This is a genomic window from Rathayibacter tritici, from assembly GCF_002932875.1.
Lineage (GTDB): Bacteria > Actinomycetota > Actinomycetes > Actinomycetales > Microbacteriaceae > Rathayibacter > Rathayibacter tritici.
Genome location: NZ_PSWS01000058.1, coordinates 258,418 through 279,293, shown reverse-complemented (window position 1 = coordinate 279,293; position 20,876 = coordinate 258,418). Strand labels below are relative to the sequence as shown.

Sequence of the window (20,876 nt, the reverse complement as noted above, 5' to 3'; positions counted from 1 at the left end):
GTGCCAACGACACGCCTCAGCACCGAACCCACCGCCGTCCTCGTCCTCGAGGACGGACGACGATTCACGGGTCAGGCCTACGGCGCCCGAGGCCGCACCCTGGGTGAGATCGTCTTCGCGACCGGCATGACCGGCTACCAGGAGACGCTGACCGACCCGAGCTACGCCGGCCAGATCGTCGTGCAGACCGCCCCGCATATCGGCAACACCGGGACCAACGATGAGGACAGGGAGTCGCGCCGCATCTGGGTCGCGGGCTATGTCGTCCGCGATCCCTCCCGGGTCGTCTCCAACTTCCGCGCGCAGCGCTCGCTCGGCGACGACCTCGACTCCGACGGCATCGTGGGCATCTCGGCTGTCGACACCCGGGCGATCACTCGCCATATCCGCTCGGCAGGGTCGATGCGCGCCGGCGTGTTCTCGGGCGAGGACCTCGCTCTCCCGCAGGAGGAGCAGCTCGCGCTGGTCCTCGGCGGCCGTCAGATGCAGGGGCTGAACCTCTCCTCCGCTGTGTCGACCGACGAGCAGTACGTGGTGCCCGCCCGCGGCGAGCGCGTCGGCTCGGTCGCGGTGATCGACTTGGGCGTGAAGACCTCGACGGTGCACTACCTCGCGGAGCGCGGCTTCGACGTGCACGTGCTGCCCGAGTCGGCGTCGGCGGAGCAGGTGCTCGCGCTGGACCCGTCCGCGCTGTTCTTCTCGAACGGCCCCGGTGACCCCGAGGCCTCGGACCGCCACGTCGAGCTGCTGCGCACGACCCTGCGCGCCGACCTGCCGTTCTTCGGCATCTGCTTCGGCAACCAGTTGCTCGGCCGCGCACTCGGCTTCGGCACCTACAAGCTCCCGTTCGGCCACCGCGGGATCAATCAGCCCGTGCTCGACAAGCTCACCGGCCGCGTGGAGATCACCTCGCAGAACCACGGTTTCGCGGTGGACGCGCCGATCGAGGGCGAGCTCGACTCGCCGGAGGGCTTCGGTCGCGTCGAGGTGAGCCACTACTCCCTCAATGACTCGGTCGTGGAGGGGCTGCGCTGCCTCGACATCCCCGCCTTCTCGGTGCAGTACCACCCGGAGGCGGCGGCCGGCCCGCACGATGCCAATCACCTCTTCGATCGCTTCCGCGACATGGTCGTTGAGCGTTCGGTCGGGCGAGAGCGCTCCGCCGGGCGGCACGCCTCGGAGCCCACGGGCAGCCCCACGACCAGCAGCAGCCCCACGACCAGCAGCATCCCCACGAATAGCAGCATCGGAGAGCAGAAGTAATGCCGCGCAGGGAAGACATCCAGAGCGTTCTCGTCATCGGCTCCGGCCCGATCGTCATCGGGCAGGCTGTCGAGTTCGACTACTCCGGTACTCAGGCCTGCCGCGTGCTGCGCGCCGAGGGGGTGCGCGTGATCCTGGTCAACTCCAACCCGGCGACGATCATGACTGACCCCGACTTCGCCGACGCCACTTACGTCGAGCCGATCACCCCGAAAGCGATCGAGGCGATCATCGCCAAGGAGAAGCCGGACGCGATTCTGCCGACCCTCGGCGGCCAGACGGCACTGAACGCGGCGATTCAGCTGCACGACCTCGGAATCCTCGAGAAGTACGGCGTCGAGTTGATCGGAGCGAGCTTCGAGGCAATCAACCGCGGCGAGGACCGCCAGATCTTCAAGCAGCTGGTGCTCGACGCGGGCGCGGACGTTGCCAAGTCGTATATCGCGCACACCGTGGAGGAGGCGATCGACTACGCCGAGGACCTCGGTTACCCGCTCGTCATCCGCCCGTCGTTCACGATGGGTGGCCTCGGTTCCGGATTCGCGTACACCCGCGAGGAGCTGGTGCGGATGGTCGGCGACGGCCTGCACCAGAGCCCGACCACCGAGGTGCTCCTGGAGGAGTCGATCCTCGGCTGGAAGGAGTACGAGCTCGAGCTGATGCGCGACACGGCCGACAACACGGTCGTCGTCTGCTCGATCGAGAACGTCGACCCCGTCGGCGTGCACACCGGCGATTCGATCACCGTCGCTCCGGCGCTGACCCTGACCGACCGCGAGTACCAGAAGCTGCGCGATATCGGTATCCGGATCATCCGGGACGTGGGAGTGGACACCGGCGGCTGCAACATCCAGTTCGCGATCGATCCCGCCGACGGCCGGATCATCGTGATCGAGATGAACCCGCGCGTCTCCCGTTCCTCCGCCTTAGCGTCGAAGGCGACCGGCTTCCCGATCGCCAAGATCGCCGCGAAGCTCGCGATCGGGTACCGCCTCGATGAGATCCCGAACGACATCACGAAGGTCACACCGGCGAGTTTCGAGCCGACGCTGGACTATGTCGTCGTCAAGGTGCCGCGGTTCGCGTTCGAGAAGTTCCCGGCCGCGGACAAGACGCTGACCACCACCATGAAGTCGGTGGGTGAGGCGATGGCGATCGGCCGCAACTATGCGCAGGCGCTGCAGAAGGCCCTCCGCTCGCTCGAGAAGCGCGGCTCGTCGTTCCACTGGGGCAGCGAGGAGCGCTCGGTGGACGAATTGCTCGAGATCGCGAAGACCCCCACCGACGGTCGCATCGTCACCGTGCAGCAGGCGCTGCGCCGGGGAGCGAGCATCGAGCAGGCGTTCGAGGCCACGAAGATCGACCCCTGGTTCCTCGACCAGATCGTGATGATCAACGAGATCGCGGAGCTGGTGCGCGAGCACGACGGGCTCGACGCGGGGCTGCTCCGCCTGGCCAAGGACCACGGCTTCTCGGACGCGCAGATCGCCGAGCTCCGCGGACTCGATGAGGCGGAGGTGCGGCGCACCCGCCACGCGCTCGACGTGCGCCCGGTCTACAAGACCGTCGACACCTGCGCGGGCGAGTTCCCGGCGCTCACGCCCTACCACTACTCCTCCTACGACGAGGAGACGGAGGTCGTGGCCGCCGACCGCCGCAAGGTCGTCATCCTCGGCTCCGGCCCCAACCGCATCGGGCAGGGGGTCGAGTTCGACTACTCCTGCGTGCACGCCTCGTTCGCCCTCTCGGCCGCGGGCTTCGAGACGATCATGATCAACTGCAACCCCGAGACCGTCTCGACCGACTACGACACCTCCGACCGCCTCTACTTCGAGCCGCTGACGCTGGAGGACGTGCTGGAGGTGATCCACGCGGAGTCGCAGTCGGGCGAGCTCGTCGGCGTGGTCGTGCAGCTGGGCGGCCAGACCGCTCTGGGACTCGCGGCGGGCCTTGAGGCGGCCGGCGTGCCCATCCTCGGCACCACCCCCGCGAACATCGACCTGGCGGAGGAGCGCGGCGCCTTCTCGCGCATCCTCGACGAGGCGGGCCTGCTCGCTCCGCGCAACGGCACGGCGACCGACCTCGACGGCGCCCGTGAGGTCGCAGTCGAGATCGGCTACCCGGTCCTCGTCCGGCCCTCGTTCGTGCTCGGCGGGCGCGGCATGGAGATCGTGTACGGCACCCCGCAGCTCGAGGACTACTTCGAGCGGATGGCTGGCGAGGGGATCATCGACGAGGCGCATCCGCTCCTGGTCGACCGTTTCCTCGACGACGCGATCGAGATCGACGTCGACGCCCTCTTCGACGGCGAGCAGCTGTACATCGGTGGCGTCATGGAGCACATCGAGGAGGCCGGTATCCACTCCGGCGACTCGGCCTGCACCCTGCCGCCGGTGACGCTGGGCCGCCGCCAAATCGACCAGGTGCGGGAGGCGACCCTCGCCATCGCCCGCGGCGTCGGCGTCCGCGGCCTGCTCAATGTGCAGTTCGCCATCGGCCAGGGCGTGCTCTACGTGCTGGAGGCGAACCCGCGCGCCTCCCGCACGGTGCCGTTCGTCTCGAAGGCGCTCGGCATCCCGCTCGCCAAGGCCGCCTCGCGCCTGATGGTCGGCGAGACGATCGCGGCGCTGAAGGCCGAGGGGCTCCTCCCCAAGCGCGACGGGTCCGACGTGCCGATGGACTCGCCCATCGCCGTGAAGGAGGCGGTCCTGCCGTTCAAGCGCTTCCGCACCAAGGAGGGCCAGATCGTCGACTCGCTGCTCGGCCCCGAGATGCGCTCCACGGGTGAGGTGATGGGGATCGATCGCGACTTCCCGCGCGCGTTCGCCAAGAGTCAGGACGCGGCGTACGGCGGTATGCCCGCCAGCGGCACGGTCTTCATCTCGGTCGCCGACCGCGACAAGCGCTCGATCGTGCTGCCGGCGCTGCGGCTGCGCCAGCTCGGCTTCGAGCTTCTCGCGACCGAGGGCACGGCCGAGGTGCTGAACCGCAACGGCATCCAGGCCCGCGTGGTGCGCAAGTACAGCGAGAGCGCCGAGGGCGATGCGCCCTCGATCGTCGAGCTGATCAGCCGGGACGAGGTCGATGTGGTGATCAACACGCCCAGCGGAGGAGCGACCCGCGCCGACGGCTACGAGATTCGCGCCGCCGCGGTTGCCGCCGACAAGCCGCTGTTCACGACCATCGCCCAGCTCGCGGCCGCGGTCGCCTCGCTGGACGCGGCGAACGAGCCGTTCGAGGTGACCAGCCTGCAGGACTACGCGCGGCGCCGCGCGGAGCGGACGGCGTGAGCACCCGCGCGGTGGGCGCCGCCTCCTTCGGCTCACGCCTCGAGGCGGCGTTCGCCGCGCACGGACAGCTGTGCGTGGGGATCGATCCGCACTCCTTCCTCCTCGACGCCTGGGGGCTGGCCGATGACGCGGGCGGGCTCGAGCGCTTCGGCCGCACCGTCGTCGACGCCGCGGCCGGGCGGGCCGGCATCGTGAAGCCGCAGGTCGCCTTCTTCGAGCGGCACGGCTCCGCGGGGTACGCCGCCCTCGAGCGCGTGCTCGCCGACGCCCGAGCGGCCGGGCTACTGGTGATCGCCGACGTCAAGCGCGGCGACATCGGCACCAGTGCGACCGCCTACGCCGAGGCCTGGCTCCGGCCCGGCTCGCCGCTGGAGGCGGACGCGATGACCGCGGCCGCCTACCAGGGCCTCGGCTCGCTCGGGGGGATGCTGACGCTGGCGGAGGAGGCGGGCAAGGGCGTGTTCGTGCTCGCCGCCACGTCCAACCCGGAGGCACGGCTCGTGCAGCGCGCGCTCGTGCAGGACGGCGACCGGGCGGGAACGACGGTGGCACACGCGGTCGTGGCGGACGTGGCATCCTGGAACGACGCTCATGCTCGCGCGCCGATCGGCTCGGTCGGCGTGGTGCTCGGCGCCACCGTCGCCCTGAGCGACTTCGGCATCGGCACCGACGAGCCGCTGCACCCCGCACTCCCGGTGCTCGCGCCCGGCTTCGGCCACCAGGGCGCCGCTGTCGCGGACGCGCAGCGGTTGTTCGGCGCGTGGAGCGCCGCCACCATCGTCAGCGAGTCGCGCAGCGTGCTCGGCGCCGGCCCCTCCGGGATCGCTGCCGAGATCGCCCGACGCGCGACCGACATCCAGGAGACCCTTGTCCGCTGAAACCGTCAGCCCCGACCCCGGCGCCCCGTCGCGCCCGGAGGCCGTGCACCGTCCCTCTCCGCCCGAGGTCGACCGCCGCGCCGCTTCCGAGGCCGCCATCGCGGCGCGCCGTGCCCGCGCCGTCGTGAAGAAGGCGGTCGCCTCCGGTCGCCGCCCCGCGACCGCCGTGCTCGCCGCTGCGCAGGCCGAACCGCTCGGGGTCGAGGGGCGGATGCGGGTCAGTGAGCTGCTGCGCTCCGTCCCGGCTCTCGGCGTGGTCAAGACGCCACGGGTGATGGACCAGCTGCGGATCGCTGAGTCGAAGCGCCTCGGTGGCCTCGGGCGTCGTCAGGTCGAGGGCCTGGCGTCGTTCCTGGAGGAGCGGGAGGCGCGCCGGCGCCGCCCCTCCCGCAACCGGCTGCTCGTGCTCGCCGGTCCCACCGCGGTCGGCAAGGGCACCGTTTCGACCTACATCCGCGAGAACTACCCCGAGGTGCTGCTCTCGGTTTCGGCCACCACTCGGGCCCCGCGCCCCGGCGAGGTGGACGGCGTGAGCTACTACTTCGTCGACGACGCCGAGTTCGACCGGATGATCGCGGCAGGGGAGTTCCTCGAGTACGCGGTCGTGCACAACGCGCACCGTTACGGGACGCCGCGCGGGCCGATCGACGCCGCACTGGAGCAGGGTCGGCAGGTGATGCTCGAGATCGATATCCAGGGTGCGCGCCAGGTGCGCGAGCGGATGCCGGATGCCCGCCTGGTCTTCCTCCTGCCGCCCAGCTGGGACGAGCTGGTGCGCCGCCTGGTCGGCCGCGGCACCGAGAGTGCCGAGGAGCAGGAGCGCCGCCTGGCCACCGCGAAGGTGGAGCTGGCCGCGCAGGATGAGTTCGATGTCGCCGTCGTGAACAGCACCGTGCCCGAAGCGGCCCGCGAGGTCGTAGCATTGATGGCGCCTCGTGCCGACGACGCCCCCGCTGATCCGGGTCGCTGACACCGGGCCACCGACCACCTCCGGGCCGACGCCCGGGTTCCTTCGGGCTCGCGCCTCCGGGAGCCCGCGTCGTGCCGCTCCGGAGCCGCAGATCGGCGCTGATGCGCCCGCAAGGAGACACTCATGGCCAACAATCTCGGCATCATCGACCCGCCCATCGACGAGCTCCTCTCGAAGGTGGACTCGAAGTACGCGCTGGTGATTTTCGCCTCCAAGCGCGCCCGCCAGATCAACGACTACTACGCCGACCTCCACGAGGGCAGCCTGTTCGACAACGTCGGCCCGCTGGTCGACTCGACCATCGACGACAAGCCGCTCTCGGTCGCGCTGCACGAGATCAACGAGGACAAGCTGGTCGCCCAGCCCCTCGCCGAGTAGTCCTCGCCGGGTGGGCTCCTCTCACGAGACCGGTCGACGGCTCACGGTCGTCGTCGGCATCACCGGCGGCATCGCCGCGTACAAGGCAGTGGGAGTCGTGCGCGCGCTGGTCCTCTCGGGGCACGACGTCCACGTCATCGCGACCGAGGCGGCGTTGCGCTTCGTCGGCAAGCCCACCCTCGAGGCCATCTCGCGTAACCCCGTACACACCGAGTTGTATGAGGGCGTCGCGGAAGTGCGGCACGTGGCGATCGGTCAGACCGCGGACCTCATCGTCATCGCTCCGGCCACGGCGCACACGCTCGCCAAGCTCGCCGCCGGCCTGGCCGATGACCTGCTGGGCACCACCGTCCTCGCGAGTACTGCCCCGCTGGTCGTCGCCCCGGCGATGCACACCGAGATGTGGGCGAACGCCGCGACCGTCGCCAATACGGCGACCCTCCGCTCGCGCGGCGTGCACGTGATCGGCCCCGCCGTCGGGCGTCTTACCGGCGCCGACTCCGGACCCGGCCGCATGGAGGAGCCCGAGACGATCGTTGCCGAGGCTCTGGCCGTGCACGCCCGGGCCGTCGGCGCCCGCCGCGATCTGGAGGGGCTCCGCGTCCTGGTGACTGCGGGGGGCACCCGCGAGCCCCTCGATCCGGTGCGCTTTGTCGGCAACCGCTCCAGCGGTCGGCAGGGGGTCGCGCTCGCGCTGGCCGCTGCGGCCCGCGGCGCCGAGGTGACCCTCCTCGCCGCCAACCTCGACGTGTCGGTCCCGCAGGGCGTCACGGTGCGCCAGGTGGGCACCGCTCTCGAGTTGCGCGCGGCCGCCCTGGCCGCCGCTCCCGGAGCGGACGTCGTGATCATGGCCGCGGCCGTCGCCGACTATCGGCCGGCCGAGGTCGCCGACGCGAAGATCAAGAAGGAGCAGCAGGGCGAGCGGCTGGTCCTCGAGCTGATCAAGACCCCGGACGTTCTGGCCGAGATCGCTTCCGCGCGACACGAGGGGCAGATCGTTGTCGGGTTCGCCGCCGAGACCGAGCCGGACCGGGACGCGATGCTCGCGCTCGGGCGCGCCAAGATCGCCCGCAAGGGGTGCGATCTGCTTGTTGTCAACAGGGTCGGCTGGGCCGAGGGTTTCCAGAGCGAGCGCAACGCCGTCGTGGTCCTGGATCGAGCCGGCGATATAGTGGGCGAGGCCTCGGGAAGCAAGGCGGAGGTGGCCGACCGCGTCCTCGACGCGATCGCGCGCTAGCCCCACCGGTCTGCCCGCGGAGGCGCCGACCGCCTGCCCGCGCGGCCACTGTGCCCGCCCGGCCACGTCCGGTACGAACGACCCCGGTCCGCACGACACCGGGACGAGAAGAGAAGCATGACCTCCGGTCCCCTCCGCCTGTTCACCTCCGAGTCCGTCACCGAGGGCCACCCGGACAAGATCTGCGATCAGATCTCGGACCATATCCTCGACGCGCTGCTCCGCGAGGACCCGCACAGCCGCGTCGCCGTCGAAACGCTGGTCACGACGGGCCTCGTGCACGTCGCGGGCGAGGTGTCCACGAGCGGTTACGTCGAGATCCCCAAGATCGTCCGCGACACGATCGTCGAGATCGGGTACGACTCCTCCGAGAAGGGCTTCGACGGTCGCTCCTGCGGCGTCTCGGTGTCGATCGGCCAGCAGTCGCCCGAGATCGCGGCCGGCGTCGACACGGCCCTCGAGGTCCGCACTCTCACGGCGGGGGAGGACGCCTTCGACCGCCAGGGCGCGGGCGACCAGGGTCTGATGTTCGGCTTCGCGACCGACGAGACTCCCGAGTACATGCCGCTGCCCAGCTGGCTCTCGCACCGCCTCGCCGAGCGCCTGGCGGCCGTACGGAAGTCGGGCGAGCTCGACTACCTCCGTCCCGACGGCAAGACCCAGGTCACGATCGGCTACGACGGCACCACTCCGTCGACCATCGACACCGTCGTGCTCTCCACGCAGCACGCCGAGCACGTCAGCACCGAGACGATCCACGCGGACATCGAGGCGCACGTGATCCGCCCGGTGCTCGAGACGGTCGACCTCGACTCCTCGGCCGTCCGCCTGCTGATCAACCCGACCGGCCGTTTCGAGATCGGCGGCCCGCAGGGCGACGCCGGGCTCACCGGCCGCAAGATCATCGTCGACACCTACGGCGGAGCATCGCGCCACGGCGGCGGAGCGTTCTCGGGCAAGGACCCGTCCAAGGTGGACCGCTCGGCCGCGTACGCGATGCGCTGGGTCGCCAAGAATGCGGTCGCCGCGGGCCTCGCCTCACGGATGGAGGTGCAGGTCGCCTACGCGATCGGTAAGGCCGCTCCGGTCGGCCTCTACGTCGAGACCTTCGGCACCGGGACCGTCTCGGACGAGACGATCACCGAGGCGATCCGCTCCGTCTTCGACCTCCGCCCGGCCGCGATCATCCACGCCCTCGACCTGCTGCGCCCGATCTACGCGCAGACCGCGGCCTACGGTCACTTCGGCCGCGAACTTCCCGACTTCACCTGGGAGCGCCTCGACCGGGTCGAGGACCTGCGCTCCGCCGCGGGCCTCTCGTAGCGGGCCCCGCGGCGATGGCGACGAGCGGAGCCGTCGCGCGCGTGCTCCTGGACTCGCCACTCCCGCAGCTCGACCGGCTCCTGGACTATGCGGTGCCGGAGGCGCTGCGCGGGCAGGTGGTGCCCGGCGTCCGCGTGCGGGTGCCGCTGCGCACCGGCGGGCGGATCGCCGACGCCCTCGTCGTGGAGACGGGGGAGGGATCCGAGCACGTCGGCGCGCTGAGCGAGGTCGAGGAGCTGGTCTCGCCGCTCGTGGTGCTGACGCCCGAGGTCTGGGCCCTTGCACGCCGTGTCGCCGACCGCGCCTGCGGAGGAGCGAGCGACGTGCTGCGCCTTGCCGTACCGCGGCGCCACGTGCGGGTCGAGAAGGCGCGTCTCGCGGCGGGTCCGGCTCCGGCTGCTCCCTTGGTCGAGGCGGGCGGAGTGACGGGGTATCCCGTCGACTCCTTCGCCGGACTCGCCGAGGGTGCGCGTCTGGCAGTCGGTGCCGTGCCGACTCCCGTGCAGCTCGACTCCGGTGGGTGGGTCGGTGGCTGGGCCGTCACGCTGGCCGAGCTCGCCCGCGATACGCTCGCCGCGGGGCGCGACGCGATCCTGGCGGTGCCCGACTACCGCGATCAGGAGCAGCTGGAGCTCGCTCTCGCGGCCCACGTCCCGGCGGAGTCGCTTGTGCGGCTCGACGCGCGCCAGAAGGGCGCCGAGCGCTACGCCGCCTTCGTCCGCTGCCTCGATCCCGGGCCGCGGGTCGTCGTGGGCAACCGCTCCGTGCTCTACGCCCCCTCCTCCGCCCTCGGCCTGATCGCGCTCTGGGACGACGGGGACCCGCTCTTCGCCGAGCCCCTGGCGCCCTACGCGCATGCCCGTGACGTCGCCCTGATCCGTCAGGAGCAGAGTGGCGCGGGCCTCGTGCTGCTGGGCAACACCCGCACCGTCGAGGTCGAGCGTCTGGTCGAGATCGGCTTCGCGGCCGAGGTGGAACCGCGCCCGAGCCGCCGCCCGCACGTGGTGCCGACCGCGCAGCAGTGGGCGGCCGACGAGCATGACGCTGCCGCGCGCATCCCCTCCTCCGCCTGGCGAGAGGCACGGAAGGCCCTCGACTCCGGCCCCGTGCTGGTGCAGGTCGCGCGGCCCGGCTATGCGCCGGTGGTCGCCTGCGCCCGCTGCCGCACCGTCGCGCGCTGCAACCGCTGCCAGGGACCGCTCGGCGTGCACTCTGCGGGCGGGCGTCCGAGCTGTGGCTGGTGCGGCCTGATCGCGGCGGACTGGACCTGCTCGGTCTGCGAGGCCACGGCCCTCCGCCTGGTCACCCTCGGGGCCGGGCGCACCGCGGAGGAGTTGGGGCGCGCCTTCCCCGGCGCCAAGGTGATCGTCGCCGACGGCCAGCGGCCCGTGCTCACCCTCCCCGCCGAGCCCGCGCTCGTCGTGGCCACGCGAGGCGCAGAGCCGCGGGTCGACGGCGGTTACCACGCCGTCCTGCTCCTGGACGGCGAGCGGATGCTGGCGCGCGAGAGCCTGCGCGTCGCCGACGACGCACTTCGCACCTGGTCGAACGCCGCTGCCCTGGCCCGCCCGGGCGCTCCGGTACTGCTGGTCGGGGTCGGCGGTCGGCTCGCGACCGCCCTCGCGACCTGGCGTCAGGCCGAGTACCTCCGCGCCGAGCTGCTGGAGCGGCGCGCACTGCGGTTCCCGCCCGCGGTGCGGCTCGCAACGGTCAGCGGTGACGCGCACGCGGTGGCGGAGGCGCTGGACGCGCTCGACGAGGAGGACCGGCAGGAGGTGCTCGGCCCGGTCGGGCTCGAGGACGGCTCCGTCCGGGCCATCGTGCGCTTCGACTACGCTCGCGGTGCGGAGGTGGCCGCCCGCCTCCGCTCCGCCGTGATCCGCAATGCCACGCGCCGCCGTCGGCCGCCGACCACGCCCGGTCGCTTCCGGCCGGCCCCCAAGCTCCGGGTTCGCCTCGACGACCCCGACATCCTCTGACACCCCGGGAGAGCCCTGTGCGCCTCGTCTTCGCCGGTACGCCCGCCGCGGCCGTCCCGACCCTCCAGGGCCTCGCCGCCTCCGCGCATGAGGTCGTCGCCGTGGTCACCCGGGCGGATGCTCCGGTGGGCCGCAAGCGCGTGCTCACTCCGTCGCCGGTCGCCGTCGCGGCGGAGGAGCTGGGGCTCCCCGTGATCCGCACGAATCGGCTCGACGAGGAGGTGACCGACCACCTCGCCGAGCTCACCCCGGATCTGGGCGTGATCGTCGCCTACGGCGGGCTCGTGCGCGAGCGGCTGCTGGCGGTGCCGAGGCTCGGCTGGATCAACCTGCACTTCTCGCTGCTGCCGCGCTGGCGGGGAGCGGCTCCCCTCCAGCGCGCGCTGATGGCGGGGGAGACGCGGATCGGCGCGAGCGTCTTCCAGCTCGTCGCCGAACTCGATGCGGGCGACGTCTACGCCGAACTCCCCGTCGACGCGGGGGAGCGCACCGCGGGCGCGCTGCTGGCGGAGCTGGCCGAAAGCGGCGCGAACCTCACCCTCGACGTGGTCGACGCACTCGAACGGGGGACCGCCGTCGCCACCCCGCAGGTCGGCGAGGTGACCCTCGCGCCCAAGCTCGACGCGACCGACGGCCGGATCGACTGGACGCTGCCGACCGCGCGGATCCTGGCGCTGGTGCGCGGAACGACCCCCGAGCCCGGCGCTTCCACCGCGGTGGGCTGCGCGCGCCTGAAGGTGCTGGCCGTGCGCGCCGCGGAGGGGGATCTCGCTCCGGGCAGCGTGCGCCTTCACTCCGGACGCGCGCTCGTCGGCACCGGGGACGGAGCGATCGAGCTGGTCACCGTCCAGCCCGCCGGCAAGACTCCGATGCCGGGCGCCGCCTGGGCGCGGGGCCTGCGCGACAGCACGGTGCTCGGATGAGCGCCCGTCGCGGCGCCGCCCCCGCCCGCCGGGTCGCCTACGAGGTCCTGCTCGCGGTGAGCGGATCGGACGCCTACGCGAACCTCGTCCTGCCGGCGCGGATCAGCGCGGCCGGTCTCTCGCCCGCCGACGCGGGGCTGGCCACCGAGCTGTGCTACGGCACCCTGCGGATGTCCGGCTACTACGACAGGGTGATCGCCCTGGCCGCGCGCCGACCTGCGGACAGCCTCGACCCGCCGGTCCTGGACGCGCTGCGCCTGGGTGCGCACCAGCTGCTCGCGACCCGCGTGGCTCCGCACGCCGCGGTGAATGAGAGCGTCGCGCTCGTTGCCGCCGGCTCCTCGCGCGGGGCGGTCGCCTTCGCCAACGCGGTGCTGCGCACGGTCTCGCGCTCGAGCGCGGACGAGTGGCGCGAACGGGTGTCCGCCGCCGCCGTCTCCGCAGACGACCGGATCGCCGCACTGAACTCCCACCCCGTCTGGATCGTCCGCGCCCTGCGGCGGGCGCTGGCGGCGGAGGGCGCGGCCGACGAGCTGGACGCGCTACTCGCCTCCGACAACGCGGCACCGCGCGTCAACCTGGTCGCCCTGCCCGGGTCAGCGGCTCCCGGCGAGATTGCCGACGCCGAGCCCGACCGGTTCTCGCCGGTCGGCATGACCAGCACCGGCGGCGACCCGGAGGCGTTCCCCGCCGTGCGCGAGGGCCGGGTGCGTGTCCAGGACGAGGGCTCGCAGTTGGCCGCGCTGGCCCTCTCCCGAGCGCGCCCGGTCCGTTCGGGTGAGCGCTGGCTCGATCTCTGCGCCGGCCCCGGCGGCAAGGCGGCTCTGCTCGCAGCGGAGGCGCGGGCCGGCGGGGCGACACTGCTCGCGAACGAGGTGGTGCCCGGCCGCGCGGGACTCGTGCGGCAGGCGCTGGCGGCTGTCGATCCCACGGTCGAGGTGCGCACCGGGGACGGGCGCGAGCTCGGTGACGAGCGGCCGGGAGCGTTCGACCGGATCCTGCTCGACGCGCCCTGCACCGGCCTGGGGGCGTTGCGACGCCGGCCGGAGGCGCGCTGGCGCAAGTCGGCGGCCGACGTCGAGCCGCTAGCCGCTCTGCAGGGCGAGCTGCTCGACTCCGCCGTGAAAGCTCTCGCGCCGGAGGGACTGCTCGCGTACGTGACCTGCTCGCCGCACCTCGGCGAGACGCGGCGCGTACTCGCTCTCGCCCAGGAGCGGCACGCGCTCGAGCTCGTGGACACCCCCGCCGTGCTCCGCGGAGTGAGCGCCGCACCGCTTGCGCTTCCCGACGGAGCGACCCATGTGCAGCTGTGGCCCCACCGGCACGGCACCGACGCCATGTTCATTCAGCTCCTGCGCCGCCGGTCGTGACGCCTGCCGCGGGAGCGGGCCCGCTCTAGGCTGGAGGCATGTCCGCACGGATCAACCCCAGCATCCTCTCCGCCGACTTCGTGAACTTCGAGGCCGAGCTGCAGCGGATCGCCGGAGCCGACTTCGTGCACGTCGACGTGATGGACAACCATTTCGTGCCAAATCTGACCTTCGGCCTGACGATGGTCCAGCGCCTGCAGGACGTGTCGCCCCGTCCGCTCGACCTGCACCTGATGATCGAAGACCCGGACCGCTGGGCGCCCGACTACGCCGAGACCGGCGCCTATTCGGTCACCTTCCACGCCGAGGCCGCACGCGACGCCGTGGCTCTCGCGCGGCGCCTGCGCGAGATCGGCTCGCGCGCCGGCATCGCGCTCAAACCGGGGACGATGGTGGATGAGTACCTCGACCTGCTGCCGGAGTTCGACCAGGTCCTCGTGATGACGGTCGAGCCCGGATTCGGCGGCCAGTCGTTCCTGGCGGAGACGATGCCCAAGCTGCGCACCCTGCGGAACGTCGTGGACCGCACCGGACTTGACGTCTGGCTTCAGGTCGACGGCGGCATCGCGCCGGGCACGATCGAGATCGCGGCGGAGGCGGGGGCCGACACGTTCGTCGCCGGCTCCGCGGTTTTCGGCGCCGACGACCCGGAGCAGGCCATCGCGGCCCTGCGCGCTACGGCTACCGCGCACCTGCACCGGCACTGAGGCGGCGGACGCCGTCCGATCTGCAGGATCCCGTGCGGTGTGCAGGCCTTCGTGCGGTGTGCAGGCTTCCGTGCGGTGTGCAGGCTTCCGTGCGGTGTGCAGGAGATCCGTGCGAGATGCCCGGTTCTGCCGCATGACGAACGCGTGACGGCGACCTTCTCCTGCGAATCGGACGGTCTCCTGCGAATCGGACGGGCTCCTGCGAATCGGACGGGCTCCTGCGAATCGGACGGGCTCCTGCGAATCGGACGGGCTCCTGCACATCGCACGCCTCGCACGCCGCTCACAGCGCCCACGCGGCCCCGTCCCGCCCGCCGTATAGACTTCCCCGGTGAAAACTTTCGACGACCTCTTCGCGGAGCTGGGCGAGAAGGCCGCCATCCGGCCCGAGGGATCGGGTACCGTCCGTGAGCTCGACGCCGGCGTGCACTTCATCGGCAAGAAGATCGTCGAGGAGGCCGCCGAGGTGTGGATGGCCGCCGAGTACGAGGGCGACGAGCGCACCGCCGAGGAGATCTCGCAGCTGCTCTACCACCTCCAGGTGCTGATGCTCGCGAAGGGTCTGACGACGGCCGACGTCTACCGGCATCTGTGAGCACCGCCCCGCTCGCCGGGGTGCGCCGTCGATCCGCGCCGTCGCGTCCGCACGCTCCCCGAGGAACCGTGCCGCCCATCGAACAGCCGTCGAGTCATGAAGGACCTCCCGTGACCACCACCCCCGCCCCGGCGCTGCTGCGCGTCGCCGTTCCCAACAAGGGCTCCCTGTCGGAGACCGCCGGCCAGATGCTCGCGGAGGCGGGCTACACCGGTCGCCGCGACCCGAAGGAGTTGCACGTCGTCGATGAGCGCAACGGTGTCGAGTTCTTCTACCTCCGTCCACGCGACATCGCGACCTACGTCGGCTCCGGCGCCCTCGATGTCGGAGTGACGGGGCGCGATCTCCTGATCGACTCCGGCTCCCAGGCGCGCGAGATCGCAAGCCTCGGCTTCGCGAACTCCACCTTCCGTTTCGCCGGACCGGCCGGCCGCTACGACGACCTCGCGCAGATCGACGGCCTCCGGGTCGCGACCAGCTACCCGGGTCTGGTCGGTCGCTTCCTCCGCGAGCACGGCGTCGACGTGGCTCTGATCCGTCTCGACGGCGCCGTCGAGTCCGCGATCCAGCTGGGTGTCGCCGATGTGATCGCCGATGTCGTTGAAACCGGCACCACGCTCCGCAAGGCGGGGCTCGAGATTTTCGGCCCGGTCATCCTCGACTCGACCGCTGTGCTCGTCTCGGCCGAGGGGGAGCCGGAGGGCATTCCCGTGCTGCTGCGGCGCCTGCAGGGCGTTCTGGTCGCTCGCGAGTACGTGCTGCTCGACTACGACTGCCCCGTGTCCCTGCTCGAGAGCGCCACTGCAATCGCACCGGGTTTCGAGTCGCCGACCGTCTCGCCGCTGCACGACGCCGAGTGGGTCGCCGTTCGCGTGATGGTGCCCCGGGCGGACATGAACCAGGTGATGGACCGCCTGTACGACCTGGGCGCTCGCGCGATCCTGGTCACCTCGATCCACGCCGCGCGCCTGTAGAAGGGGGAGCCGATGAGTCTCGCCGTCCGCGTCATCCCCTGCCTCGACGTTGCCGCCGGCCGCGTCGTCAAGGGCGTCAACTTCCAGAACCTGCGCGATGCGGGCGACCCCGTCGAGCTCGCACGCCTCTACTTCGAGCAGGGTGCCGACGAGCTGACCTTCCTCGACGTCACCGCCACGGTCGATGACCGCTCGACCACCTACGACGTGGTGCGGGCGACGGCCGAGCAGGTCTTCATCCCGCTCACCGTCGGTGGGGGCGTGCGCAGCGCCGATGACGTGTCGCGCCTGCTCGCGCACGGCGCGGACAAGGTCGGCGTCAACTCCGCCGCAATCGCCCGGCCGGAGCTCCTGGGCGAGATCGCCGACGTCTTCGGCGCGCAGGTGCTCGTGCTCTCGCTCGATGTCAAGCGGAGTGACGCCACGGCGTCCGGCTTCGTCGTCACCACCCACGGCGGTCGCCACGAGACCGACCTGGACGCCCTGGCGTGGGCGGCCGAGGCCGTCGAGCGCGGCGCCGGGGAGCTGCTGGTCAACTCCATCGACGCCGACGGCACCAAGCAGGGTTTCGACCTCGAGCTGATCGCCGCGATGCGCGAGCGCAGTAGCGTCCCTGTCATCGCCTCCGGGGGCGCCGGCGCCGCCCGACACTTCGCCCCCGCGATCGACGCGGGAGCCGACGCCGTCCTCGCCGCCTCCGTCTTCCACAACCGCGAGCTGACGATCGGGGACGTCAAACGCGCGCTCGCCGACTCCGGGATCGAGGTCCGATGACCCCCGCCGAGCTCGACGCCGTCCTCGAGCGCGCCGCCTTCGATCCGACCGGGCTGCTGCCCGCGATCATCCAGCAGCACGACACCCGCGAGGTGCTGATGATGGGGTGGATGGACCGCGAGGCGCTCCGCAGAACCCTCAGCGAGGGCCGCGTCACCTTCTGGTCGCGCTCGCGGCAGGAGTACTGGCGCAAGGGCGACACCTCCGGCCACGCCCAGTTCGTGCGGGCAGCCGCGCTCGACTGCGATGCCGACACGCTGCTGGTGCAGGTCGAGCAGATCGGAGCCGCGTGCCACACCGGCGAGCACGCCTGCTTCGACGTCGATCCGCTCGCGCCGTTCACCGGCCTCGGCCCGGGGGAGTGAGCGTGAGCGGCCGGCGGCTGAAGTACTCCGCGATCCTCGGGGTCGTGCTGCTCGCCGCGCTCGAGCTGACCTCCTCCACGCAGTCGTGGTTCACGCTGACGCTCGCGGCAACCGAGGGCGAGGGCCAGCGGATCGACGTGGCGGGCACGGTCGCCGCTCCGGCACTCTCGGCGCTCGCGCTCGCGGGCCTGGCCCTCGCGGCGGCGCTCGCGATCGCCGGTCCCGTCTTCCGGATCCTGCTAGGACTGCTTCAGGTGCTTCTCGGCGCGTCGGTCGTGCTGGCGGCTGCGACCGCCCTGGGCGACCCCGTGCGCGCCGGGGCCTCGCTGGTCACCGGGGCGACCGCCATCGCCGGTGAGCAGTCCGTCGCGGCCCTGGTCGCCTCCTCCGCCGTCACGGCCTGGCCGGTCGTGGCCCTGGCGTGCGGTGTGCTCGCAGCGGTGCTCGGGATCGGCGTGCTCGCGACCTCGCGCCGGTGGCCCGGGGTGGCGAAGAAGCGGACGTCCCGCTTCGAGCCGGCCGACGGCTACGGCCACGGTGCCTCGACGGTCCACACCGACGACGGCGACATCGATCCGGTCGTCTCCTGGGACGAGCTCTCGCGCGGTGACGACCCCACGTCCTCCCGCTGACCCGGGCCGGCTACCCGCTCGAAGACGGCCCGAGTCCGGCCCCTGACGGGGGCCCGCGGCAGGTGCGTCCCGGCCAGGGTCCCCAGGTGCCTCGCGCTAGACTGCTCGGGTTCCGATGCACTACAAGGAGGAGACCCATGAGCAGCGAGCACGACGACGACAACCACGGCCACTCGCCCGCGGCCTGGACGGCCGTCGTCATCATGTTGGTCGGATTCACGATTGGCACGATCGCGTTCTGGTTCGACGTGCCGCTCGTCGTCTGGCTCTCGGCCGGCCTGGTCGTGGTGGGCCTGCTCGTGGGCGTGGGGATGGCCAGAGCGGGCTACGGCGTCGACGGCCCGAAGGCGAACTCGAAGGTGGGTGCCTGATGCTCACAGACCTGACCGCCGGAGCCCTGGCCGATGCGGCTCGCCGCCGCGAGAGCGCCCCGATCGAGGTCGTTGAGCGTCGTGCGCTCGCTCAGACCCCCGCCCTGGACGCCCTGGCCGCGCTGGCTCCCGCCGAGCGCGTCAAGATCATTGCCGAGGTCAAGCGCGCGAGCCCGTCGCGCGGGGCCCTCGCCGACATCCCCGTTCCCGCCGATCTGGCCGGGCAGTACGAGCTCGGGGGAGCGAGCGCGATCAGCGTCCTCACCGAGGAGCGCCGCTTCAAGGGGTCGCTCGCCGACCTGGAGGCGGTCCGCGAGCGCGTCTCGATCCCCGTCCTGCGCAAGGACTTCATCGCCGAGCCGTACCAGGTCCTCGAGGCCCGAGCGGCCGGTGCCGACCTGGTCCTGCTCATCGTCGCCGCGCTCGAACAGCCCCTGCTCACCGAGCTGCACGCCCTGGTCCTCGAGCTCGGGATGACCCCGCTCGTCGAGACCCACTCGGCCGACGAGCTCGAGCGCGCGATCGACCTCGGCGCCCACCTCATCGGCGTGAACGCGCGCAACCTGACGACCTTCGAACTCGACCGCGACCTCTTCGGCCGACTCTCCGATCGCATCCCCGCCACTGCGGTCAAGGTCGCCGAGTCCGCGGTCAAGACGGCGGACGATGTCGCCCACTACCGCCGTTCTGGTGCCGATGTCGTCCTCGTGGGCGAGGCGCTCGTCACCGGAGGCGACCCCGTCTCCACTCTCGCCAGGTTCCTGGCGTCCTGATCACCGTAAGGCGGAACCGCATGGCACTCCGGGATGAACTCGGCCCCTACTTCGGCGAGTTCGGCGGACGCTACGTCCCCGAGTCGCTCGTCGAGGCACTCGATGAGCTGAGCGCCGAGTACGAGCGCACCAAGGTCGACCCCGCGTTCGCGGCCGAGCTGATGGAGCTGCACCGCAGCTATACCGGCCGGCCGTCGATCATCACGGAGGTACCCCGGTTCGCCGAGCACGCCGGCGGTGCGCGGATCATCCTCAAGCGCGAGGACCTCAACCACACCGGCTCGCACAAGATCAACAATGTGCTGGGGCAGGCGCTGCTGACCAAGCGGATCGGCAAGACGAGGGTCATCGCGGAGACGGGCGCCGGCCAGCACGGAGTCGCGACCGCCACGGCCGCCGCGCTCTTCGGCCTCGACTGCGTGGTCTACATGGGCGAGGTCGACACCGAACGCCAGGCGCTCAACGTCGCCCGGATGCGGCTCCTGGGCGCCGAGGTGATCCCCGTGACGACCGGTTCGCGCACCCTCAAGGATGCGATCAACGACGCGATGCGCGACTGGGTCACGAACGTCGGCACGACCAACTACATCTTCGGGACCGTCGCGGGGCCGCATCCGTTCCCCGCGCTGGTGCGCGACTTCCAGAAGATCATCGGCGAGGAGGCGCGTGAGCAGGTCCTCGAGCTCACCGGCTCGCTGCCGACCGCGGTCACGGCCTGCGTTGGCGGCGGATCGAACGCGATGGGCATCTTCCACGCCTTCCTCGACGACCCCGAGGTCCGCCTCGTCGGCTTCGAGGCGGGGGGCGACGGGATCGAGACCCCGCGCCACGCGGCGACCATCAGCAAGGGCCGGCCGGGCGTCCTGCACGGTGCGCGCAGCTTCCTCCTTCAGGACGAGGATGGCCAGACGGTCGAATCGCACTCGATCTCGGCCGGCCTGGACTACCCCGGGATCGGCCCGGAGCACGCCTGGCTCTCGAGCATCGGCCGCGCCGACTACCGAGCGGTCACCGACTCCGCCGCGATGGATGCTCTGATGCTGCTGAGCCGCACCGAGGGCATCATCCCGGCCATCGAGTCCGCGCACGCCCTCGTCGGCACGCTCGAGCTGGGTCGCGAACTCGGCCCGGACGCGACGATCCTCGTCAACCTCTCCGGCCGCGGCGACAAGGACATGACAACGGCCGCGCACTACTTCGGTCTGATGGACCAGGGCGCGGTGCAGTCGTGAGTGGTCGGGGGCCGAGCGTCGCCGAGACCGTCCGGCGCCGCAACGAGGAGGCCGCGGGCGCCCTGATCGGCTACCTGCCCGTCGGCTTCCCCGACCTGCCGACGAGTATCGACGCCGCGGTCGCGATGGCCGAGAACGGCGTGGACGCGATCGAACTGGGCCTGCCCTACTCCGACCCTGTGATGGACGGACCGGTCATTCAGGAGGCGACGCAGGCCGCCATCGCCGGCGGGTTCCGCCTGCGGCACGGCTTCGAAGCGGTGCGCAGCATCCGCGCGCGCGTCGACGTGCCGGTTCTGGTGATGACCTACTACAACCCCGTGCTGCAGTACGGCGTGGAGCGCTTCGCGAGCGACCTCGCGGAGGCGGGCGGCTCCGGCCTGATCACGCCCGACCTGATCCCGGACGAGGGAGCCGAGTGGCTCGCCGTGTCCGAGCGCCTCGGCCTCGACCGGGTGTTCCTGGCCGCGCCGTCCTCGACGGACACGCGGCTGCGCCAGGCGGTCGACTCCAGCCGCGGCTTCGTCTACGCGGTCTCGACGATGGGTATTACCGGGGCCCGCACCGACGTCGACTCCGCAGCGCGCACACTGATCGACCGGCTCCGCGTCGCCGGCTCCGAGAGCGCCTGCGTCGGCCTGGGCATCTCGACCGGCGAGCAGGTCGCCGAGATCCTCGCGTACGCGGACGGCGCTATCGTCGGTTCCGCGCTGGTGCGCGCCCTGGCATCCGGAGGGGTGGCCGCTGTCGCCGAGACGTCCCGCGGCCTCGCTGAGGGCACGCGCGCCGAGCGCTGACGCCCTCCCGCTACAATCGGGATGCCCACCGGGGCGCAGCCGAGC

At 71.8% G+C, this 20,876-nt stretch carries 20 protein-coding genes; all 20 read left to right on the top strand.

What is annotated here, in order from left to right; genetic code table 11:
• The 20 genes from carA to trpA all read left to right on the top strand — a co-directional run bounded on the left by carA (nt 1) and on the right by trpA (nt 20,831).
• Nucleotides 1-1,263, top strand: coding sequence for a glutamine-hydrolyzing carbamoyl-phosphate synthase small subunit (carA, locus tag C5D07_RS11685; RefSeq protein WP_104259398.1), 1,263 nt, complete (start codon nt 1-3; stop codon nt 1,261-1,263).
• Nucleotides 1,263-4,553: a carbamoyl-phosphate synthase large subunit gene (gene carB, locus C5D07_RS11680; RefSeq protein ID WP_104259397.1), complete on the top strand. Its 3,291-nt coding sequence runs from the start codon at nt 1,263-1,265 to the stop codon at nt 4,551-4,553. The genes carA and carB overlap by 1 nt, the downstream gene beginning before the upstream one ends.
• Nucleotides 4,550-5,431 carry an orotidine-5'-phosphate decarboxylase gene (pyrF, locus tag C5D07_RS11675; RefSeq protein WP_249028229.1) on the top strand — a complete coding sequence of 294 codons (882 nt, stop codon included), beginning with the start codon at nt 4,550-4,552 and terminating at the stop codon, nt 5,429-5,431. The genes carB and pyrF overlap by 4 nt, the downstream gene beginning before the upstream one ends.
• Before the next feature lie 43 nt (nt 5,432-5,474).
• Nucleotides 5,475-6,401 carry a guanylate kinase gene (gene gmk, locus C5D07_RS11670; protein WP_104259414.1) on the top strand — a complete coding sequence of 309 codons (927 nt, stop codon included), beginning with the start codon at nt 5,475-5,477 and terminating at the stop codon, nt 6,399-6,401.
• Between the two features lie 123 nt (nt 6,402-6,524).
• Entirely contained in the window at nt 6,525-6,779 is a 255-nt protein-coding gene (gene rpoZ / locus C5D07_RS11665) for a DNA-directed RNA polymerase subunit omega (RefSeq protein WP_055791825.1), read from the top strand.
• Nucleotides 6,780-6,789: 10 nt separating this feature from the next.
• Nucleotides 6,790-8,016 carry a bifunctional phosphopantothenoylcysteine decarboxylase/phosphopantothenate--cysteine ligase CoaBC gene (coaBC, locus tag C5D07_RS11660; protein WP_068252839.1) on the top strand — a complete coding sequence of 409 codons (1,227 nt, stop codon included), beginning with the start codon at nt 6,790-6,792 and terminating at the stop codon, nt 8,014-8,016.
• A gap of 117 nt (nt 8,017-8,133) precedes the next feature.
• Complete coding sequence (gene metK / locus C5D07_RS11655; RefSeq protein WP_068252842.1) at nt 8,134-9,339, top strand: methionine adenosyltransferase; 1,206 nt, start codon at nt 8,134-8,136, stop codon at nt 9,337-9,339.
• Nucleotides 9,340-9,353: 14 nt separating this feature from the next.
• Nucleotides 9,354-11,318, top strand: a complete 1,965-nt coding sequence (locus C5D07_RS11650; RefSeq protein ID WP_068252845.1) for a primosomal protein N' family DNA-binding protein — start codon at nt 9,354-9,356, stop codon at nt 11,316-11,318.
• A 17-nt stretch (nt 11,319-11,335) separates the two neighbouring features.
• Nucleotides 11,336-12,241 (top strand): methionyl-tRNA formyltransferase, encoded by a 906-nt coding sequence (gene fmt, locus C5D07_RS11645; RefSeq protein ID WP_104259396.1) that lies wholly within the window; start codon nt 11,336-11,338, stop codon nt 12,239-12,241.
• A complete protein-coding gene (locus C5D07_RS11640) occupies nt 12,238-13,611 on the top strand; it encodes an RsmB/NOP family class I SAM-dependent RNA methyltransferase (RefSeq protein WP_068252849.1) in 1,374 nt (457 codons plus the stop codon). The genes fmt and C5D07_RS11640 overlap by 4 nt, the downstream gene beginning before the upstream one ends.
• A 38-nt stretch (nt 13,612-13,649) precedes the next feature.
• Nucleotides 13,650-14,318 carry a ribulose-phosphate 3-epimerase gene (gene rpe / locus C5D07_RS11635; RefSeq protein ID WP_104259395.1) on the top strand — a complete coding sequence of 223 codons (669 nt, stop codon included), beginning with the start codon at nt 13,650-13,652 and terminating at the stop codon, nt 14,316-14,318.
• A 331-nt stretch (nt 14,319-14,649) separates the two neighbouring features.
• Complete coding sequence (locus C5D07_RS11630; RefSeq protein WP_068252855.1) at nt 14,650-14,913, top strand: phosphoribosyl-ATP diphosphatase; 264 nt, start codon at nt 14,650-14,652, stop codon at nt 14,911-14,913.
• 134 nt (nt 14,914-15,047) lie between these two features.
• Nucleotides 15,048-15,887 carry an ATP phosphoribosyltransferase gene (gene hisG, locus C5D07_RS11625; RefSeq protein WP_068257176.1) on the top strand — a complete coding sequence of 280 codons (840 nt, stop codon included), beginning with the start codon at nt 15,048-15,050 and terminating at the stop codon, nt 15,885-15,887.
• 12 nt (nt 15,888-15,899) lie between these two features.
• Nucleotides 15,900-16,661 carry an imidazole glycerol phosphate synthase subunit HisF gene (gene hisF, locus C5D07_RS11620; RefSeq protein WP_068252858.1) on the top strand — a complete coding sequence of 254 codons (762 nt, stop codon included), beginning with the start codon at nt 15,900-15,902 and terminating at the stop codon, nt 16,659-16,661.
• Nucleotides 16,658-17,026, top strand: a complete 369-nt coding sequence (gene hisI / locus C5D07_RS11615) for a phosphoribosyl-AMP cyclohydrolase (protein WP_068252861.1) — start codon at nt 16,658-16,660, stop codon at nt 17,024-17,026. The genes hisF and hisI overlap by 4 nt, the downstream gene beginning before the upstream one ends.
• Nucleotides 17,027-17,028: 2 nt before the next feature.
• On the top strand, nt 17,029-17,658 hold the full coding sequence (locus C5D07_RS11610; protein ID WP_249028228.1) for a Trp biosynthesis-associated membrane protein: 630 nt from the start codon (nt 17,029-17,031) through the stop codon (nt 17,656-17,658).
• A gap of 137 nt (nt 17,659-17,795) precedes the next feature.
• Nucleotides 17,796-18,029 carry a DUF6704 family protein gene (locus C5D07_RS11605; RefSeq protein ID WP_068252870.1) on the top strand — a complete coding sequence of 78 codons (234 nt, stop codon included), beginning with the start codon at nt 17,796-17,798 and terminating at the stop codon, nt 18,027-18,029.
• On the top strand, nt 18,029-18,802 hold the full coding sequence (gene trpC / locus C5D07_RS11600) for an indole-3-glycerol phosphate synthase TrpC (RefSeq protein WP_068252873.1): 774 nt from the start codon (nt 18,029-18,031) through the stop codon (nt 18,800-18,802). The genes C5D07_RS11605 and trpC overlap by 1 nt, the downstream gene beginning before the upstream one ends.
• A gap of 20 nt (nt 18,803-18,822) precedes the next feature.
• Nucleotides 18,823-20,034 (top strand): tryptophan synthase subunit beta, encoded by a 1,212-nt coding sequence (gene trpB / locus C5D07_RS11595; RefSeq protein WP_104259393.1) that lies wholly within the window; start codon nt 18,823-18,825, stop codon nt 20,032-20,034.
• Nucleotides 20,031-20,831 carry a tryptophan synthase subunit alpha gene (gene trpA / locus C5D07_RS11590; RefSeq protein ID WP_104259392.1) on the top strand — a complete coding sequence of 267 codons (801 nt, stop codon included), beginning with the start codon at nt 20,031-20,033 and terminating at the stop codon, nt 20,829-20,831. The genes trpB and trpA overlap by 4 nt, the downstream gene beginning before the upstream one ends.
• The last annotated feature ends 45 nt before the right edge of the window (nt 20,832-20,876 follow it).

Excerpts from the sequence above, each read along its gene's own strand:
- carB (WP_104259397.1), top strand. The coding sequence starts at position 1,263 with ATGCCGCGCAGGGAAGACATCCAGAGCGTTCTCGTCATCGGCTCCGGC.
- C5D07_RS11605 (WP_068252870.1), top strand. The coding sequence starts at position 17,796 with ATGAGCAGCGAGCACGACGACGACAACCACGGCCACTCGCCCGCGGCC.
- rpoZ (WP_055791825.1), top strand. The coding sequence starts at position 6,525 with ATGGCCAACAATCTCGGCATCATCGACCCGCCCATCGACGAGCTCCTC.
- metK (WP_068252842.1), top strand. The coding sequence starts at position 8,134 with ATGACCTCCGGTCCCCTCCGCCTGTTCACCTCCGAGTCCGTCACCGAG.
- trpB (WP_104259393.1), top strand. The coding sequence starts at position 18,823 with ATGGCACTCCGGGATGAACTCGGCCCCTACTTCGGCGAGTTCGGCGGA.
- C5D07_RS11650 (WP_068252845.1), top strand. The coding sequence starts at position 9,354 with ATGGCGACGAGCGGAGCCGTCGCGCGCGTGCTCCTGGACTCGCCACTC.
- C5D07_RS11640 (WP_068252849.1), top strand. The coding sequence starts at position 12,238 with ATGAGCGCCCGTCGCGGCGCCGCCCCCGCCCGCCGGGTCGCCTACGAG.
- rpe (WP_104259395.1), top strand. The coding sequence starts at position 13,650 with ATGTCCGCACGGATCAACCCCAGCATCCTCTCCGCCGACTTCGTGAAC.
- hisI (WP_068252861.1), top strand. The coding sequence starts at position 16,658 with ATGACCCCCGCCGAGCTCGACGCCGTCCTCGAGCGCGCCGCCTTCGAT.
- trpC (WP_068252873.1), top strand. The coding sequence starts at position 18,029 with ATGCTCACAGACCTGACCGCCGGAGCCCTGGCCGATGCGGCTCGCCGC.
- hisF (WP_068252858.1), top strand. The coding sequence starts at position 15,900 with ATGAGTCTCGCCGTCCGCGTCATCCCCTGCCTCGACGTTGCCGCCGGC.